Source organism: Ideonella alba (assembly GCF_018069875.1).
GTDB lineage: Bacteria > Pseudomonadota > Gammaproteobacteria > Burkholderiales > Burkholderiaceae_C > Ideonella > Ideonella alba.
Genome location: NZ_JAGQDF010000004.1, coordinates 132,093 through 147,316, shown reverse-complemented (window position 1 = coordinate 147,316; position 15,224 = coordinate 132,093). Strand labels below are relative to the sequence as shown.

The window sequence follows — 15,224 nt, the reverse complement described above, 5'->3', positions numbered from 1 at the left end:
AACCAGGAACACCCCATGAATCTGCAAGGCAAGACCCTCGTGGTCACCGGCTGCTGCTCGGGCATCGGCGCCGATGTCGCGAAACTGGCCCGCCAGGGCGGCGCGCGCGTCATCGGCCTGGACCGCCACGACCCGACGCTGACGCTGGACGGCTTTGTCAAGGTGGATCTGGGCGACCCGGCGGCCATCGACGCCGCCGTGGCCCAGCTGCCCGCGCACATCGACGCGCTGGCCAACATCGCCGGCGTGCCGGGCACCGCGCCGGCCGAGCTGGTCGCCCGCGTCAACTACCTGGGCCTGCGCCACCTGACGCAGGCGGTGCTGCCACGCATGGGCGAGGGCGGCTCGGTGGTCAACATCTCGTCCATCCTGGGCGCGGAGTGGCCGGCGCGGCTGGAACTGCACCGCGCGCTGGGCGCCACCCAGAGCTTTGCCGAAGGCGCGCACTGGCTGCGCGACCACCCGGTGGCGCAGGAGAGCTGCTACCAGTACTTCAAGGAGGCGTTGATCGTCTGGACCATCACGCAGTCGCAGAAGATCTTCCTCGAGCGCGGCGTGCGCATGAACTGCGTGGCGCCCGGCCCGGTGTTCACGCCCATCCTGGGCGACTTCGTGCAGATGCTGGGCCAGGAGCGCGTGCAGCAGGACGCCCACCGCATGAAGCGGCCGGCCTTCAGCGACGAGGTGGCGCCGGTGATCGCCTTCCTGTGCAGCGATGCCTCGCGCTGGGTCAGCGGCATCAACCTGCCGGTCGACGGCGGCCTCGCGTCGACCTACCTCTGATCCCACCCTGAGGATTCCGCCCGCCGCACCTTGCGGCGAGGCGGAGCCATGACCACGGAGACACACATGTTCAATGACATCCGACGCCTGGGCGTCGCCGCGCTGCTGTTCGCCACCGCGATCACCGCCCACGCCGAGCTGACCGTCGGCGTCAGCTTGTCGCTCACCGGCCCGCTGTCCTCGCTGGGCCTGCCGCAGAAGGCCTCGCTGGCGCTGTGGCCCGAGCGCATCGCCGGCGAGCCGGTCAGGCTGATCGTGCTCGACGACGCCTCCGATCCGGCGGCAGCGGTGCGCAACGCGCGCCGCTTCGTCACCGAGAACAAGGCCGACGTGATCCTGGGCTCCTCGGGCGTGCCCGGGGTGTTCTCGATCGCCACCGTGGCCGCCGAGTCGAAGACCGTGCAACTGGCCTTCGCCCCGGCGCCGCGGCCCGGCGGTGCCGACGACTGGACCTTTCCGCTGCCGCAGCCAGTGCCGCTGATGTCGCAGGCGCTGGCCGCCCGCATGGTGGCCGACAAGGTCAGGCGCGTGGCCTTCCTGGGCTGGGGCGAGGGCTACGGCGAGATGTGGCTGCAGGCCTTCACCGCCTCGGCCCGCCAGGCCGGGCTGGAGATCGTGGCCACCGAGCGCTTCGCGCCCACCGACACGGCGATCACCGCGCAGGCCCTGAAGGTGGTGGCCGCCCAGCCCGACGCCGTGCTGCTGGTGGCGGCGGGCTCGGCCGGTGCGATGCCGCAGATCAACCTGAAGGAGCGAGGCTGGCGAGGGCCGATCTACCACACGCACGGCTCGGGATCGCTCGACCTGGTGCGCGTGGGCGGCCAGGCCATGGACGGCGCGGTGCTGCCCGCCGGCCCGGTGCTGGTGGCCGAGCAACTCGACCCGGCCAGCCCGTTCCGCCCGGTGGCGATGGACTACGTGACCCGCTTCGAGAAGCTGCACGGCCCCGGCTCGCGCACGCAGTTCGGCGCCCATGCCTTCGACGCGCTGAAGGTGCTCGAACGCATCGTGCCGGTGGCCGCGCGGCGCGCTCAACCCGGCACGCCCGCGTTTCGCCAGGCCCTGCGTGACGCGCTGGAGAGCGAGAAGGAGATCGCCGTCTCGCACGGCGTCCTGAACTACACGCCCAGCGACCACCTCGGCTTCGACCGGCGCGGTGTGGTGATGCTGCGCATCGAGCAGGGCCGCTTCAAGCTGGAGGCCGGTGCACCGGCGAAGCCCTGAGCGGCCACCGGCCCGTCCGGCGAACCCAGTGAAAGAACGCCATGAACGATTTCCATGTGAACCTGGATGGCCTGAAGATCCGCTGCCGCGATGCCGGCGGCACGGGGCCCGCCGTGCTGCTGCTGCACGGCGTGGGCGGCTCGTTGGAGCTCTGGTCGGCGCAGTTCGCGGTGGCCCACCAGGATCTGCGCCTGCTGGCGGTGGACCTGCCCGGCCACGGCCTGTCCGACTTCAGCGCGCAGGCCGACTCGCCGCCGCGTTTCGCGCAGACCCTGTGGGCGCTGCTGGACGCGCTGGCCATCCACCAGGTCCACCTGGTGGGCAACTCCCTGGGCGGCGCCATCTGTCTGCAGATGCACCTGAGCCAGCCGGCACGCGTGCGCAGCATGCTGCTGGCGGCCAGCGCCAACCTGGGAACGGCCGCGCCGCTGCCGTTCAGGCTGATGACGCTGCCCGGCCTGGGCGAACTGATGGCGCGACCCGGTGAGACGGCGGTGACCCAGCAGGTCCAGGCCATCTTCGGGCCGGACTTCGTGGTCACGCCGGAACTGCGCGCACTCATCCGCCGCAACGTGATGCGCGCCGGCGCCCAGCGCGCCTTCCTGGACTGCGTGCGGCAGATGACCGGCCTGCGTGGCCAGCGTGTCGCCCTGATCGAGCAGGCCCAGGCCTCGCTGGCCATGAGCCGCGTGCCGACGCTGCTGCTGCACGGGCGCCAGGACGCCGTCATCCCGGTGGCGCATTCGCAGGACAGCTGCGCGCGCCATGCCCACCTGCAGCTGGACGTGATCGACCGCTGCGGTCACACGCCGCAGCTGGAGCAGCCCGAGCACTTCAACGCGCAGATGGGCGCGCTCATTCGACAAGGCTGCCTGAGCGAAGGGGCCTGAGCATCAGGCGCGCCCCGGGGGGCCGGGCCCGGCGCGCCGCCACGCCGAGCGTTCGCTGCACTCCGGCGCTGGTGGTGCGGGCTTGCAGCTGCTTCGGGCCGAGGCCCGCATAGGGAGCGCCCCACAGCGGCCTGCGGCCGCTGTGGGGCGATCACTGCCAACCGGAATCGCACTGCGTACGACCCGAGTCCGCCTGAAGCAGCCAACGGCGGATCAGGCGATCCGCCGTCGACCTGGGCCCCAGGCGCTCACGCCGCCGCGCTGGCCTTGCGCAGGACCGCGTACAGCTGGTCCTTCAGGTGCAGCTTCTCCTTCTTCAGCGCCTCGATCTCCTCATGCGTGCCCGGCTCGATGTGGGCTTCCATGTTCTTGATCTTCTGGTCCAGCGCGTTGTGCTGGTCGAACAGGTGCTGGAAGTGGTGGTCGGTGGTCTTGAGCTGGCTGATCAGGTCGCGGTACTCGGGAAACATGCAGGGCTCTCCTGGGTGTTCGAAGGGGGTCTGTCTTTGGCCCACCGCTGAAGGGGGCCGCCTGAAAACCACTCTACGCCGATGCCCGCGCGCGGCAAACCGCAGCGCTTAACCCAGATCAAGCGCCCGCTGCTTTGGCGGCCAGCGCGGCGCGCAGTTTCTTCAGACGTTCCTTGGGGTCCTCGCCGCTGCCGGCCTCGGAGAGCTTCATCTCGGCGATGAAGCGGCTGGGCACGCCTTGCACGGTGTCGCGGCCCTTCTTGCGCCGGCGCAGGGTGCTGACCACCAGCGTGCGCTGGGCGCGGGTGATGCCCACGTACATCAGGCGGCGCTCTTCTTCCAGGCGCTCGGGCGTCATGTCCTCGCCGTCGCTCTTGAAGGGCAGGATGCCTTCGTTCACGCCGGCCAGCATCACGTGCGGCCACTCCAGGCCCTTGCTGGCGTGCAGCGTGGTGAGGGTGACCTGGTCGGTCTCCTCGCCGCGCTCGGCCAGGCTGAGGATCACGCTGATCGTCTGCGCCACGTCCAGCACGCTCTGCTTCTCCGTCTCTTCGACGATGCCGCCCTCGTTGCGGATCTCGCCGCCGCAGCGCCGCGACACCCAGTCGACAAAGTCGATCACGTTGTTCCAGCGCGCCGCGGCCACCTTCTCGGAGTCCTCGTTGTCGTAGAGGTGCTGCTCATAGCCGATGTCGGTCAGCCAGCCCATCAGCAGCGCGCGGGCATCGTCATGGCCCACGGTGGTGCGGGCCTTGTATTCCAGCTCGTTCACGGCGCGGCCGAACTCATGCAGCGTGGCAATCGCCTTGGCGCCCAGCGCCGCGGCCAGGCTCTCGGCGAACAGGGCCTCGAACATGCTGACCTTCCACTGCGCCGAGAACTCGCCCAGCTTGCCCAGCGTGGTGTGGCCGATGCCGCGCTTGGGCGTGGTGGCGGCGCGCAGGAAGGCGGGGTCGTCGTCCTGGTTCACCAGCAGGCGCAGCCAGGCGCACAGGTCCTTGATCTCGGCCTTGTCGAAGAAGCTCTGGCCGCCGCTGACCTTGTAGGGAATCTGCGCCGCGCGCAGCTTGTGCTCCAGCACCTTGGACTGGAAGTTGGTGCGGTAGAGGATGGCGAAGTGGGCGAAGTCGGTGCCACCGCTGGCGCCCTGCGCGCGCAGGCCCTGGATGAAGGCCACGGCGCGCTCGGCCTCGTGCTCCTCGCCGTCGCACTCGATCACGCGCACCGGCTCGCCGTCGCCCAGGTCGGACCACAGCTTCTTCTCGAACAGCTTGGGGTTGCCGGCGATCACCGCGTTGGCGGCGCGCAGGATGGCACCGGTGGAGCGGTAGTTCTGCTCCAGCGGGATGACCTTGAGGTCGGGGAAGTCCTCGGGCAGGCGCTTGAGGTTTTCGATGGTGGCGCCGCGCCAGCCGTAGATGCTCTGGTCATCGTCGCCCACCGCGGTGAAGGGCACGCGGGCCGGGCTGTCGGCCGGGCCCACCAGGGCCTTGAGCAGCTCGTACTGCACGGCGTTGGTGTCCTGGTACTCGTCCACCAGCACATGGCCGAAGGCCTTCTGCCATTTGCTGCGGGCCTCCTCGCGCGTGGTCAGCAGCTTCAGCGGCAGGCCGATCAGGTCGTCGAAGTCCACCGCCTGGTAGGCGATCAGGCGCTCTTCGTACAGGCGCATCACCTTGGCGGCCAGCAGCTCTTCGTCATTACTGGCGGCGGCGAGTGCGGTGGTGCTGTTCAGGCCCTGGTTCTTCCACAGGCTAATGGTCCACTGCCACTGCCGGGCGATCTTGTTGTCGCTGCAGCTGCCGGCGTCGCGCAGCACGCCCAGCACGTCGTCGGCGTCCAGGATGCTGAACTGCGGCTTCAGGCCCAGCAGGCCGCCGTCCTCGCGCAGCAGGCGCACGCCCAGTGAGTGGAAGGTGCTGATCACCAGGTCCTTGGCGGCGCGCGGGCCCACCAGCGCGCGGGCGCGCTCGCGCATTTCCAGCGCGGCCTTGTTGGTGAAGGTGATGGCGGCGATGCGCCGCGCCGGCACATCGGCCTGCAAAAGGCGAGCAATCTTGTGGGTAATCACCCGGGTTTTCCCTGAGCCTGCGCCGGCCAGCACCAGGCACGGACCGGCCAGGTGATGCACCGCGGCCATCTGGGCGGCGTTCAGCGTGGCGGCGGGCGAGGAAGGGGCGGACATGCAGGCCTGTACGAGGGAAAAAGCGGGCCGCGGATCATAGCCAAGCCCACCCCGTACGGCGCGTCGAAGCTTGTCGCAACGCAACATTCAACACTGTCACCGCTGTGTCCGAGGTGTTTCGCGGTGCAACAAGCAGGTCAGTCGGCGGTCAGCATCGGCTCCCACACTGCGGCCCGAACAGGAGCCCCTGCGCCCCTGCCGATTCACCAACATAAGGAGTGAGACCCATGACGGATCCTGTCGTGGCCCGCATCCAGGCCAACCCGAAATACCGGGAACTCAAGAGCAAGCGCAACAGCTTCGGCTGGATGCTCGCCATCCTGATGCTGGTCGTGTATTACGGCTACATCGCGCTGATCGCGTTCAACAAGCCCTTCCTGGCGCAGCCGCTGGGTTCGGGCGTGACCACGCTGGGCATTCCGCTGGGCATGGGCGTGATCGTCTTCACCATCGTGATCACCGGCATCTACGTGCGCCGGGCCAACAGCGAGTTTGACGCGCTGACCAAGCAGATCCTCGAAGAGGAGGTGAAGTGATGCGCGCCCTCAAGCAACTCGCCGCTGTCGGCGCGCTGGCCGCTGTGGCCGGCACCGCGCTGGCCGCCGGTGGTGACCTGGGTCAGACGACCAAGCAGGCCACCAACTGGACCGCCATCGTGATGTTCGGCATCTTCGTGGCCGCCACGCTGTGGATCACCAAGTGGGCCGCCGCCAAGACCCGCTCCGCCGCCGACTTCTACACCGCCGGCGGTGGCATCACCGGCTTCCAGAACGGCCTGGCGATCGCCGGCGACTACATGTCGGCCGCGTCCTTCCTGGGCATTTCCGCCGCGGTGATGGCCTCGGGCTATGACGGTCTGATCTACTCCATCGGCTTCCTGGTCGGCTGGCCGGTCATCACCTTCCTGATGGCCGAGCGCCTGCGCAACCTGGGCAAGTTCACCTTCGCCGACGTGGCCGGCTACCGCTTCAAGCAGACCCCGATCCGCGCCTTCGCGGCCTCGGGCACGCTGGTCGTCGTGGCCTTCTACCTGATCGCGCAGATGGTGGGCGCGGGCTCGCTGATCAAGCTGCTGTTCGGCCTGGACTACTGGGTCGCGGTGGTGCTGGTCGGTGGCCTGATGATGATCTACGTGCTCTTCGGTGGCATGACCGCCACCACCTGGGTGCAGATCATCAAGGCCATCATGCTGCTGTGCGGCGTGACCTTCATGGCCTTCATGGTGATGTCGCAGTTCGGCTTCTCGCCGGAAGCGCTGTTCGCCAAGGGCGTGGAAGTGAAGACCGCGATCGCCGCCGCCGGCAAGAGCGCCGACATCGCCAAGTTCGCTGCGGCGGCCTCGGCGGCGTCGTCGCCAGAAGCGGCTGCCAGCGCGGCTGCCGCGCTGGCCAAGGCCGAAGCCATCGACCCCGCCAAGGTGGGCCTGTCGATCATGGGCCCGGGCGGCTTCATCAAGGACCCGATCTCGGCCATCAGCTTCGGCATGGCGCTGATGTTCGGTACCGCTGGCCTGCCGCACATCCTGATGCGCTTCTTCACGGTGCCTGACGCCAAGGAAGCCCGCAAGAGCGTGTTCTGGGCGACCACCTGGATCGGCTACTTCTACGTGCTGATCTTCATCATCGGCTTCGGCGCGATCACCCTGGTGCTGACCAATCCCGAGTACGCGGATGTGGCCAAGGGCACGATCAAGGCCGGCGGCGCCAACATGGCGGCCGTGCTGGTGGCCAAGGTGGTGGGCGGCGACGTGTTCTTCGGCTTCATCTCGGCGGTGGCCTTCGCGACCATCCTGGCGGTGGTGGCCGGCCTGACGCTGTCGGGTGCCTCGGCGGTCTCGCACGACCTGTACGCCACGGTGTTCAAGGCCGGCAAGGCCGACAGCGCGGCCGAGCTGCGTGTCTCGCGCATCACCACGCTGGCGCTGGGCGTCGTCGCGGTGGTCCTGGGCATCGCCTTCGAGAAGCAGAACATCGCCTTCATGGTGGCGCTGGCCTTCGCGATCGCCGCGTCGGCCAACTTCCCGGTGCTCTTCCTGAGCATGCTGTGGAAGGGCTGCACCACCAAGGGCGCGGTGATCGGTGGCTTCCTGGGCCTGATCTCGTCGGTCGGCCTGACGGTCGTCTCGCCCGCGGTGTGGGAAGCCACGCTGGGCTACCCGAAGGGCTCGGCCTGGTTCCAGTACAGCTCGCCCGCGCTGTTCTCGATGACCATCGGCTTCGTCGGCGTCTGGCTGTTCTCCATCCTGGACAACAGCGACCAGGCCAAGAAGGAGCGTGCCGACTTCGAAGCGCAGCAGGTGCGCTCGGAAACCGGCCTGGGTGCTTCCGGCGCCTCGGGCCACTGACCGACCCGGCAGGGGCGGGCTGCGGCCCGCTCCCCGACACGACAAGCCGGGCCCTTGCCCGGCTTCTTTCATGGAGCCGACTGTGATGAACGAGCCGTCGTCTGACACTGTCGCCGCGCCCACCACCGCGCCGGCCTTGTGGAACCCGCAGGCCGCCGCGTTGTGGAGCCTGCTGTTCTCGCCGGTCTTCGGCGCCTGGCTGCATGCGCTGAACTGGCGCGCGCTGGGCGATGCCGGCCGGCAGCGGCGCTCGGCCCGCTGGATGCTGGTGGGCCTGGCGATCGGCGTGTTCTACGTGGTGGTGCAACTGGCCTGGCAGGACGAGGTGATCGCCGGGCGCGTGAGCTCGGCCACCGGCCTGGCCTACCTGCTGGCCTGGTACCTGGGGCCGGGCCTGGAGCAGATCCGCCTGGTGCGCCAGCGCCACGGCGAGGCCTATGTCCGCCGCGCCTGGGGCCGGGTGCTGCTGATCGCGGTGGGCGTGTCCTTCGCCTACTTCGTGCTGGCTGGCGTGGTCGGGCTGCTGGCTGGCGTGGCGGGCATGGCCGGCGGCTGAGCCGGGCCGTACAGCCGCGAGGGCGTCAGCGTGTCCAGGTGCACCAGCAGGTCGGTGCCCCAGGCCAGCGGCCAGCCCACATCGGCGGCGGCCAGCTGCTCGGGCGCGACGCCGTCACCGAAAGCCAAGCGCCGCCACGGCTCCTGACGGAACGCCAGCGCCCAGCGCTCGCCGGGCAGCTCGCGCAGGTCGACCCAGAAGCTGTGCAGGCCGGTGCTGGCCAGCGCATGGCCCAGCGCGCCCGGGCCAGCGGTGATGCGCCAGACCTTGAACGCGCCGCGCAGGTCCACGCTGCCGTCGGCGGCCACGCCGTGGGCATGGAAGCTGGCGTGGCGGAAGCTGAAGTTCAGCGCCACATAGCCGTCGGCGCCCAGCCGGTCGCGCAGCACCCGGCCCACGGTGGGCGCGGCGGGCGAGAACATGTCGTAGCCGTTGGCGGCCACATGCGTGTCGTGGGCCCACAGCGCGGCGCGCTCGTTGCCGCGGCGCGCGCGCAGCAGGCGCTCGGCCATCGCGCTGTCGCGCCGCGAAAAGGCCTCGGGCGGCAGGTCCACCGGCGCGCCGGCGGTGCCCACATCGAACTCGAAGGTCTGCAGCGCCATGCGCAGCGACCAGGCGGCCTCCTGCGCCTCCTGGGCATCGGGCTGGCCGCGCAGCGCGTCTTCCAGTGAGGCGGCGGCGGCGCTCCAGCGCTGCCACTGCGCGCGCCGCGCCTGAGGGAACAGCACCGACACATGGGGCACGCGCTCGACCAGCAGCTCGGCCAGCGGTGCTTCCAGCGTGGCGGCGCGGGCTGCGTCCAGGCGGCGCAGCGCCTGCATTGCCGCCTGCGCGTCGCGGCCCGGGTCCTGCACGTCGATGCCCACCAGGCGCACGCCGGGCGCGTGCTCGCGGTTCCAGTCGCGCAGCCACAGCAGCAGCGCGCCCAGGGCCTCGCAGCGGTAGACGCTGAAGATGCCCGAGTCGCGCAGCGCGGCGGCCACGTCGGTCTCGGTGCTGTCGGGGTCGATGAAGCGCTGCAGGCGCAGGCCGACCGCGCGGTTGGCTTCCAGCGCGATCAGCCGCAGGCCGTGGCGCTCGACCAGCAGGCGCAGCAACTGTGCCTTCAGCGCCATGTCCTCCTGGCTGCCATGGGTGATCTCGCCCAGGCCGATGACCTCGGCCTCGGCCAGGCGGGCGGCCAGCGGCGCCAGGTCGGGGGCCGCGCCGGCGATCGGGTGGGCGGCGCGGCGGATCCAGGACACCGCCTGGCGGCCGTCGTCTAGACGGCGTTCGTCGATCGGCGCCAGGAAGCGGTCCAGCACCACCGCCTGGGCCGGCGCCAGACCGGGCCGGGCGGCCAGCAGCACGCCCAGCAGCAGGGCGCAGGAATGGCGACGTGCGCTCATGGCGCGCACTGTAGCCCGCGCCCGGTCTCTCCCCGATCCTGATGATTTCCTGATGTGCGCCGGCGCAACATCGGCCCGTCCTCCCACCGAAAGACCGCCGAATGATTGCCCGCTCCTTCCTGCCGCTGCCGCTGGGCAGCCTGACCACCACGCCCCGGCTGGTGCGGCCGCTGCGCCAGGCCCGCGTTGACGACCCCGCCCGCGCCTTCATGTCCGATCTGCTGACCGGCCCCTGCCTCACCGCCGACCACCTGGACGGCATCGACGCCACGCTGGCGCTGCTGCACGCCGCCCGGGTGCAGATGGCCTGGGTCAGCGGCATCGACGGCGAGCTGGTTGGCTACGTCACCCGCGACGATCTGCTGGGCGAGCGCCCGCTGCAGGCGGCGATGGCCGACGGCGTGCCGCACCAGGACCTGCGCCTGGAGCGGCTGATGACGCCGCTGTCGCAGTGGCAGGTCATTGATGCCCGGCAACTGGACAGCGCGCGCGTGGGCGACATCGTCGCCACGATGCACGCGCAGAGCCTGCGCTACCTGCCGGTGGTGCGCCGCAACGGCGACGGCGAGGTGCTGGTCGGCCTGTTCTCGGCGCGCCTGCTGGAGCAGGCCCTGGGCACGACGATCGCGCCCGACCTGCACGCCCGCAACGTGGCCGAGCTGGGCCGGCAGCTGGCCGCCTGAGGCCCGACGCCCCCGGCGCGTGCTCAGGGCGCCTGCAGCAGCGCCTTGAGCTTCAGGAAGGCCAGTGCCGCCATGATCGCGTCGTTCACCGCGTCGTGCGCGTGGCGCGTGGGCAGGTCCAGGTCGGCCATCATCGTCGCCAGGCGCAGGTCGATGCTGGCGCCGTGCTGGTAGGGCGGCAGCGTGCGCTGCTTCCAGTCGTAGTAGAGCGCCGAGATCTCGACCTGCGGCTGCGGCAGCCGCACGCCCAGCATCGGGAACAGCGCGCGGTTGATCAGCGCCGCGTCGAACTCCAGGTAATAGCCCACCAGCGGCCGCGGGCCGATGAAGCGCAGCAGCCGGTGCATGGCTTCGTCGATGTCCAGGCCGCCGGCCACGTCCTGTTCGCGCAGGCCGTGCACCTTGATCGCCTCGGCCGAGACCGCCTTGCTGGGCTTGACCAGCAGCTGCAGCTTCTCGCTGGTCATCACCCGGTTGCCGACGATGCGCACCGCACCGATCGAGATGATCTCGTCCTTGTTCGGGTTCAGCCCGGTGGTCTCGCAGTCCACCGACACCCACTCGTCGGGCGGCGGCTCGTCATACAGGAAGCGAAAGCGCTGGTCGCCCAGGTGATAGAGCATCCACTCGCGCTTGAGCTTCAGCCACGGCAAATTCCAGATCGTCGGCGTTTGCGGAAGCGCCTTGCTTGGTGCAGAACTCATGGAACCAGAGTGGCAATGCAGAGATGACCAAGCCGCTGGCGCGGATCCGGCTTCGCCGGTCCGCTGCCAGAGCCCCCTTGGGGGGCAGCGACCGGCAGGGAGCGTGGGGGCACCATGTCTGTCAGACCATATCGAGGCGGAAGCGCTGGTGCAGCATGGTGCGGAAGCGCTTGACCACGCCCAGCGCGTCCTTCAGCAGGTCGCGGTCCAGGCTGCTGAGCTGGTTCAGCGGGATGCCGCCGGCGCGCTCGCCGCGCTCCAGCGCGTCCAGGCCGGTCTTGAGCTTCAGGCCCATGAAGAAGTGCAGGCTGTCGACCAGGCTGGTGGCCAGGTCGGGCGGCAGGCGGCTGTCGGCGGCCAGCGCCTCGATGCGCGCCACGGTGCCGGTGGCCGGGATGCGGTGGGCCAGCGCCAGTGCGCGCACGCCGTGCACCAGCGGGAAGGTGCCGGCCTTCTTCAGGTCGAGCTGCTGGCCCTCGTCGCCCAGCGCCAGCAGACGGTTCCACCAGCCTTGGCCGGACTCGAAGGCGTTGATCGCGGCGGCGAAGCGGGCCATCAGCGCGTCGTTGTCGGTGACCAGCTTGAAGACCTCGGCGCGCACGTCCTCCAGCAGGTGGGCGTCGCCGCAGACCGCATGGGCGTCGATGAAGATGGCCAGCGCCATCAGGCTCTCGGGCGTGGGCATCACCAGCCAGCGGCGCACCGTCTGCGCGAACTCGGCCGCCGGGTGGCGCCATTCCGGGTTGCTGAGCATGATGCGGCCCGGACATTCGGGGTAGCCGAAGTCGGTCAGGGCATCTGAGAAGCGCTGGCAGATGTCCGCCAGGTCCGCAGGCGGCGCGTAGCCGTCGCGCAGGATCAGCGCGTTGTCCTGGTCGGTCTTCAGCAGCTGCTCGCCGCGGCCCTCGCTGCCCATCACGAACAGGCAGCTGTTGTCGACCAGCTCCTCCGGCGCGATCAGACGCCAGGCGCGCTCGAACAATTGCGCGTTGAGCTCCTGCACCACCCGCGCCACCAGCGCCACCGGCGTGCCGCCGCGGTAGAGCAGGCTGATCAGGCCGTTGATCTGGCCGGCGGCGGTCTTCAGGCCGTCCAGGTCGGTGGCTTCCAGGATCTGCCGCGTGATCAGGTAGCTGTGGTTGGACAGGAAACTCAGCAGGTCGAGCTGGTCGAGCGTGCCCAGGATGGTCTCGCTTCCCGATTCGGTGCGCGTGGCCACCACCACGCGGCGCACCTTGTGGCGGATCATTACCGCCTGGGCGTCGAACAGGTAGTCATCGGGTGACACGCTGACCAGCTTGAAGGTGGCCAGCTCGCGCACTGGCAGTTGGTCCAGCGGCGTGCCGTGCAGGATGGCGCGCTGCAGGCCGGTGGTGGTGAAGATGCCCAGGCGCGGCGGGTCGCTCAGCGTGTCGCGCACCAGCACGTGGTCGGTGCGGCTGTCGCTGAAGACGCGCACCACCGAGACGATGTCGGTGCCGGCGTCCACCGTCTGCACCGGCCGCACGCTGGCCTGGCCGACGCGGGCCATGCTGAGCGACTGCATCTCGTGCTGGCTGCCGCGCGCCGACAGCGCTGAGAGCTTCTTCGACAGGTCGGCGAACAGCAGCGCGCCGAAGGTGGCGTTGCGCGAGATCAGTTCGGCCACCGCCTGGCGCGCCAGCTGGTAGGCCAGCACCTCTTCCGCAGCCACGAAGCGGCTGGAGACCTTGCCGGCCACCAGCGCGCGGCCGTCAAAGCTGTCCTCGGGGCCGTAGCGGCCGACGAGCTCGTCGCCGTCGCGCTGCTCGACCGTGCCCTTGATCACGATGAACAGGTGGGTGGGCGCGGTGGCCGGGTCCAGCACCGTGTCGCCGGCGCGGAAGTAGGCGATGTCCAGGTGGTCACGCACGAGCTGCCGCTCGTCGTTGCCGAGGCAGTCGAAGGGCGAGATGCCGAAGTTGAAGGCGTTGGGCACAGGCGGCGGCGCGGCGGTGGCGGAGCCTTGATTGTGGTCAGCCCTGGCTGACACCAGCCTGTTGCAGCGCAAGGCGGCGTGCCGCCAGGCCGCTTGCGCCGTTCAGTGACAGATGCACGGCCACCTCAACCCAATGGCCGATGCGGCGCGCTGCCCGGCTTGGTAGGCTGCCTGCACCTCAACCCACCCCTGTTGTTCCATGTCCCTGCGCCACTGGCTGTCTGCCGCCGCCCTCGTCCTGTCTGCCCTGCCGGCGTCGGCAGCGGTCAACTGCCCCTCGCTGGCCACCGGCGACTACCGGGTGATCAATTTCCGCGAATCCGACCCCAACTGGCGCCACCACGTGCTGCACCTGGACGGCGACACGCTGACGGTGACGCTGTGGAACGGCGAAACCGCGACGCTCACCCCGCAGGCCGAGAGCTGCGCCTACATGACGCCCGACATGGAGCCGATGATGGTGTCGCGCAGTGGCGTGTTCATCATCCGCAGCCCGCTGGGCATGACCATCGGTCTGCCCGAGATGACGCTGCCGCGCAAGGCCCTTGCCGGCACCTACAACATGATCGGCGCCAGCATGGGCGACGACGGCCTGTTCCACACCGACAGCGGTCAGGTGCAGGTCGACAGCAAGGGCCAGCTGCGCCTGTCCACCTGCGGCGACGGCGGCATCGGGGCCTGCGGCGCCCCGGGCAGCGTGTTCGGCCAGCTGGTGGCCAACCCCGACGGCGGCTACGACCTGCAATTCACCGACGGCGGTGTCGACCGCGTCTTCACCTTCAAGAACAAGAACGGCGCGGTGCACGTGGTGGCCAGCCTGAACCAGCTGCATGTGCTGACCCCCGCGGTGGCGCGCTCGCTGCCGGCGGTGGGCAGCCGCGATGCCAACTGGAGCTTCTCGCAGTCGGCCGACGGCCAGCTCAGCGGGGTCAATTTCGAGCACCGCCGCGTGCTGTCGGCCGACGCCGCCACCCAGAGCTTCGTGCGCCGCGCCAACGAGAACTGCGTCAAGCAGACCATGCTCGTCAACCTGGGCCACGACGGCGTGGTCGGGCGCGCTGCAGGCAGTGGCAAGAACTGCTCGGGCCAGACCGTGAACTTCAATGCGGTCGCCGGCCTGCCCACCGGCCTGGGCCTGACGGTCTTCGGCTGGGAAAGCAGCGACCCGACGATGCCGCGCTACTTCGGCCTGGCGGTCGAGCAGCCCTGACGTCCCCCAGTGCTCACAGCCGCCGGTGCGCCAGCGCCGGCAGCTGCTGGCGCACACGCGTCTGAACAGCCGGGTCGGCCTCGGCGGCCACCACCGCCTCGCCCTCGTCCTGGCAGGCCAGCACCTGGCCCCAGGGGTCGATGAGCTGGCTGTGGCCCCAGGTGCGGCGACCGTTCTCGTGCCGGCCGCCCTGCGCGGGGGCCAGCACGAAGCACTGGTTTTCGACCGCGCGGGCGCGCAGCAGCAGGTCCCAGTGCGCCTGGCCGGTGGTGTGGGTGAAGGCCGCCGGCACCACCAGCAGGTCGCAGGGCGGCTGCATCAGCGCGCGGTACAGCTCGGGAAAGCGCAGGTCGTAGCAGACCGACAGGCCGATGCGCCAGCCCTCGGCCTCGAAGGCCACGGGGGTGTCCCCGGCCTCCAGCACGCGGGCTTCGTCGTAGCGCTCGCCGCCGTTGTCGAAGGCGAACAGGTGGATCTTGTCGTAGCGCGCCACGCGCTCGCCGGTCGGGTTCCAGGCGCAGCAGGCGTTGCGCACGCGGCCCGGCGTGGCCGCCTTGATCGGCAGCGTGCCACCGATGATCCACATCCCATGGCGGCGCGCCTGTGCCGCCAGGAAGTCCTGGATCGGACCGGCGCCGTCGTCCTCGGCGATGGCCAGCTTGTCCTCGTCGCGCCGGCCCATCAGGCAGAAGTACTCGGGCAGCGCGGCCAAGCGCACGCCCTGGGCGGCGGCCTGGGCCAGCAGCCGCCCGGCGGTGTCGAGGTTGCGGTCCACGTCGGGCGTGGAGACGGTCTGCAGCGCGGCGATCTTCATGACCGCAAGCATAGTC

14 protein-coding genes are annotated in these 15,224 nt (G+C 70.1%); 8 read left to right on the top strand and 6 right to left on the bottom strand.

The window, feature by feature from the left end:
• Positions 1–15: 15 nt before the first annotated feature.
• The 3 genes from KAK07_RS08075 (at position 16) to KAK07_RS08065 (ending at position 2,897) form a co-directional block, all read left to right on the top strand.
• Positions 16–783: a coniferyl-alcohol dehydrogenase gene (locus KAK07_RS08075; RefSeq protein ID WP_210860134.1), complete on the top strand. Its 768-nt coding sequence runs from the start codon at positions 16–18 to the stop codon at positions 781–783.
• A 66-nt stretch (positions 784–849) separates the two neighbouring features.
• Entirely contained in the window at positions 850–2,007 is a 1,158-nt protein-coding gene (locus tag KAK07_RS08070) for an ABC transporter substrate-binding protein (RefSeq protein ID WP_247664286.1), read from the top strand.
• Between the two features lie 41 nt (positions 2,008–2,048).
• Positions 2,049–2,897 (top strand): alpha/beta fold hydrolase, encoded by an 849-nt coding sequence (locus KAK07_RS08065; RefSeq protein ID WP_210860130.1) that lies wholly within the window; start codon positions 2,049–2,051, stop codon positions 2,895–2,897.
• Between the two features lie 248 nt (positions 2,898–3,145).
• Here KAK07_RS08065 and KAK07_RS08060 read toward each other — a convergent pair whose 3' ends face one another.
• Positions 3,146–3,367, bottom strand: a complete 222-nt coding sequence (locus KAK07_RS08060) for an HP1242/YdcH family protein (protein ID WP_210860128.1) — start codon at positions 3,365–3,367, stop codon at positions 3,146–3,148.
• A gap of 118 nt (positions 3,368–3,485) precedes the next feature.
• The gene (locus tag KAK07_RS08055) at positions 3,486–5,552 is read right to left on the bottom strand and encodes an ATP-dependent helicase (RefSeq protein ID WP_247664285.1); all 2,067 of its coding nucleotides are present in this window, start codon (positions 5,550–5,552) and stop codon (positions 3,486–3,488) included.
• Between the two features lie 227 nt (positions 5,553–5,779).
• Here KAK07_RS08055 and KAK07_RS08050 point away from each other — a divergent pair, with 227 nt between their 5' ends.
• The 3 genes from KAK07_RS08050 (at position 5,780) to KAK07_RS08040 (ending at position 8,452) form a co-directional block, all read left to right on the top strand.
• Positions 5,780–6,088 (top strand): DUF485 domain-containing protein, encoded by a 309-nt coding sequence (locus tag KAK07_RS08050; RefSeq protein WP_210860126.1) that lies wholly within the window; start codon positions 5,780–5,782, stop codon positions 6,086–6,088.
• Positions 6,088–7,896 (top strand): cation acetate symporter, encoded by a 1,809-nt coding sequence (locus KAK07_RS08045; protein WP_210860124.1) that lies wholly within the window; start codon positions 6,088–6,090, stop codon positions 7,894–7,896. Before KAK07_RS08050 ends, KAK07_RS08045 begins: the two co-directional genes overlap by 1 nt.
• 85 nt (positions 7,897–7,981) lie before the next feature.
• Positions 7,982–8,452: a hypothetical protein gene (locus tag KAK07_RS08040; protein WP_210860122.1), complete on the top strand. Its 471-nt coding sequence runs from the start codon at positions 7,982–7,984 to the stop codon at positions 8,450–8,452.
• Here the strand turns inward: KAK07_RS08040 and KAK07_RS08035 are convergent.
• The gene (locus KAK07_RS08035) at positions 8,389–9,840 is read right to left on the bottom strand and encodes an erythromycin esterase family protein (RefSeq protein ID WP_210860118.1); all 1,452 of its coding nucleotides are present in this window, start codon (positions 9,838–9,840) and stop codon (positions 8,389–8,391) included. The genes KAK07_RS08040 and KAK07_RS08035 overlap by 64 nt on opposite strands.
• A gap of 101 nt (positions 9,841–9,941) precedes the next feature.
• Here KAK07_RS08035 and KAK07_RS08030 point away from each other — a divergent pair, with 101 nt between their 5' ends.
• Positions 9,942–10,523 (top strand): CBS domain-containing protein, encoded by a 582-nt coding sequence (locus tag KAK07_RS08030; protein WP_210860116.1) that lies wholly within the window; start codon positions 9,942–9,944, stop codon positions 10,521–10,523.
• Positions 10,524–10,546: 23 nt separating this feature from the next.
• On the opposite strand, the gene KAK07_RS08025 is transcribed toward KAK07_RS08030, so the two are convergent.
• Together KAK07_RS08025 and KAK07_RS08020 are read right to left on the bottom strand one after the other, a co-directional pair.
• Positions 10,547–11,176, bottom strand: coding sequence for a 3'-5' exonuclease (locus KAK07_RS08025; protein WP_256441065.1), 630 nt, complete (start codon positions 11,174–11,176; stop codon positions 10,547–10,549).
• 172 nt (positions 11,177–11,348) lie between these two features.
• Positions 11,349–13,184: a DUF294 nucleotidyltransferase-like domain-containing protein gene (locus tag KAK07_RS08020; RefSeq protein ID WP_210860115.1), complete on the bottom strand. Its 1,836-nt coding sequence runs from the start codon at positions 13,182–13,184 to the stop codon at positions 11,349–11,351.
• A gap of 199 nt (positions 13,185–13,383) precedes the next feature.
• Here KAK07_RS08020 and KAK07_RS08015 point away from each other — a divergent pair, with 199 nt between their 5' ends.
• Positions 13,384–14,394, top strand: a complete 1,011-nt coding sequence (locus KAK07_RS08015; protein WP_210860114.1) for a hypothetical protein — start codon at positions 13,384–13,386, stop codon at positions 14,392–14,394.
• 13 nt (positions 14,395–14,407) lie between these two features.
• On the opposite strand, the gene KAK07_RS08010 is transcribed toward KAK07_RS08015, so the two are convergent.
• A complete protein-coding gene (locus tag KAK07_RS08010; RefSeq protein WP_210860110.1) occupies positions 14,408–15,208 on the bottom strand; it encodes a carbon-nitrogen hydrolase family protein in 801 nt (266 codons plus the stop codon).
• Positions 15,209–15,224: the final 16 nt, after the last annotated feature.

Coding starts and splice junctions, on each gene's coding strand:
- KAK07_RS08075 (WP_210860134.1), top strand. CDS start 16: ATGAATCTGCAAGGCAAGACCCTCGTGGTCACCGGCTGCTGCTCGGGC.
- KAK07_RS08070 (WP_247664286.1), top strand. CDS start 850: ATGTTCAATGACATCCGACGCCTGGGCGTCGCCGCGCTGCTGTTCGCC.
- KAK07_RS08065 (WP_210860130.1), top strand. CDS start 2,049: ATGAACGATTTCCATGTGAACCTGGATGGCCTGAAGATCCGCTGCCGC.
- KAK07_RS08060 (WP_210860128.1), bottom strand. CDS start 3,367: ATGTTTCCCGAGTACCGCGACCTGATCAGCCAGCTCAAGACCACCGAC.
- KAK07_RS08055 (WP_247664285.1), bottom strand. CDS start 5,552: ATGTCCGCCCCTTCCTCGCCCGCCGCCACGCTGAACGCCGCCCAGATG.
- KAK07_RS08050 (WP_210860126.1), top strand. CDS start 5,780: ATGACGGATCCTGTCGTGGCCCGCATCCAGGCCAACCCGAAATACCGG.
- KAK07_RS08045 (WP_210860124.1), top strand. CDS start 6,088: ATGCGCGCCCTCAAGCAACTCGCCGCTGTCGGCGCGCTGGCCGCTGTG.
- KAK07_RS08040 (WP_210860122.1), top strand. CDS start 7,982: ATGAACGAGCCGTCGTCTGACACTGTCGCCGCGCCCACCACCGCGCCG.
- KAK07_RS08035 (WP_210860118.1), bottom strand. CDS start 9,840: ATGAGCGCACGTCGCCATTCCTGCGCCCTGCTGCTGGGCGTGCTGCTG.
- KAK07_RS08030 (WP_210860116.1), top strand. CDS start 9,942: ATGATTGCCCGCTCCTTCCTGCCGCTGCCGCTGGGCAGCCTGACCACC.
- KAK07_RS08015 (WP_210860114.1), top strand. CDS start 13,384: ATGTCCCTGCGCCACTGGCTGTCTGCCGCCGCCCTCGTCCTGTCTGCC.
- KAK07_RS08010 (WP_210860110.1), bottom strand. CDS start 15,208: ATGAAGATCGCCGCGCTGCAGACCGTCTCCACGCCCGACGTGGACCGC.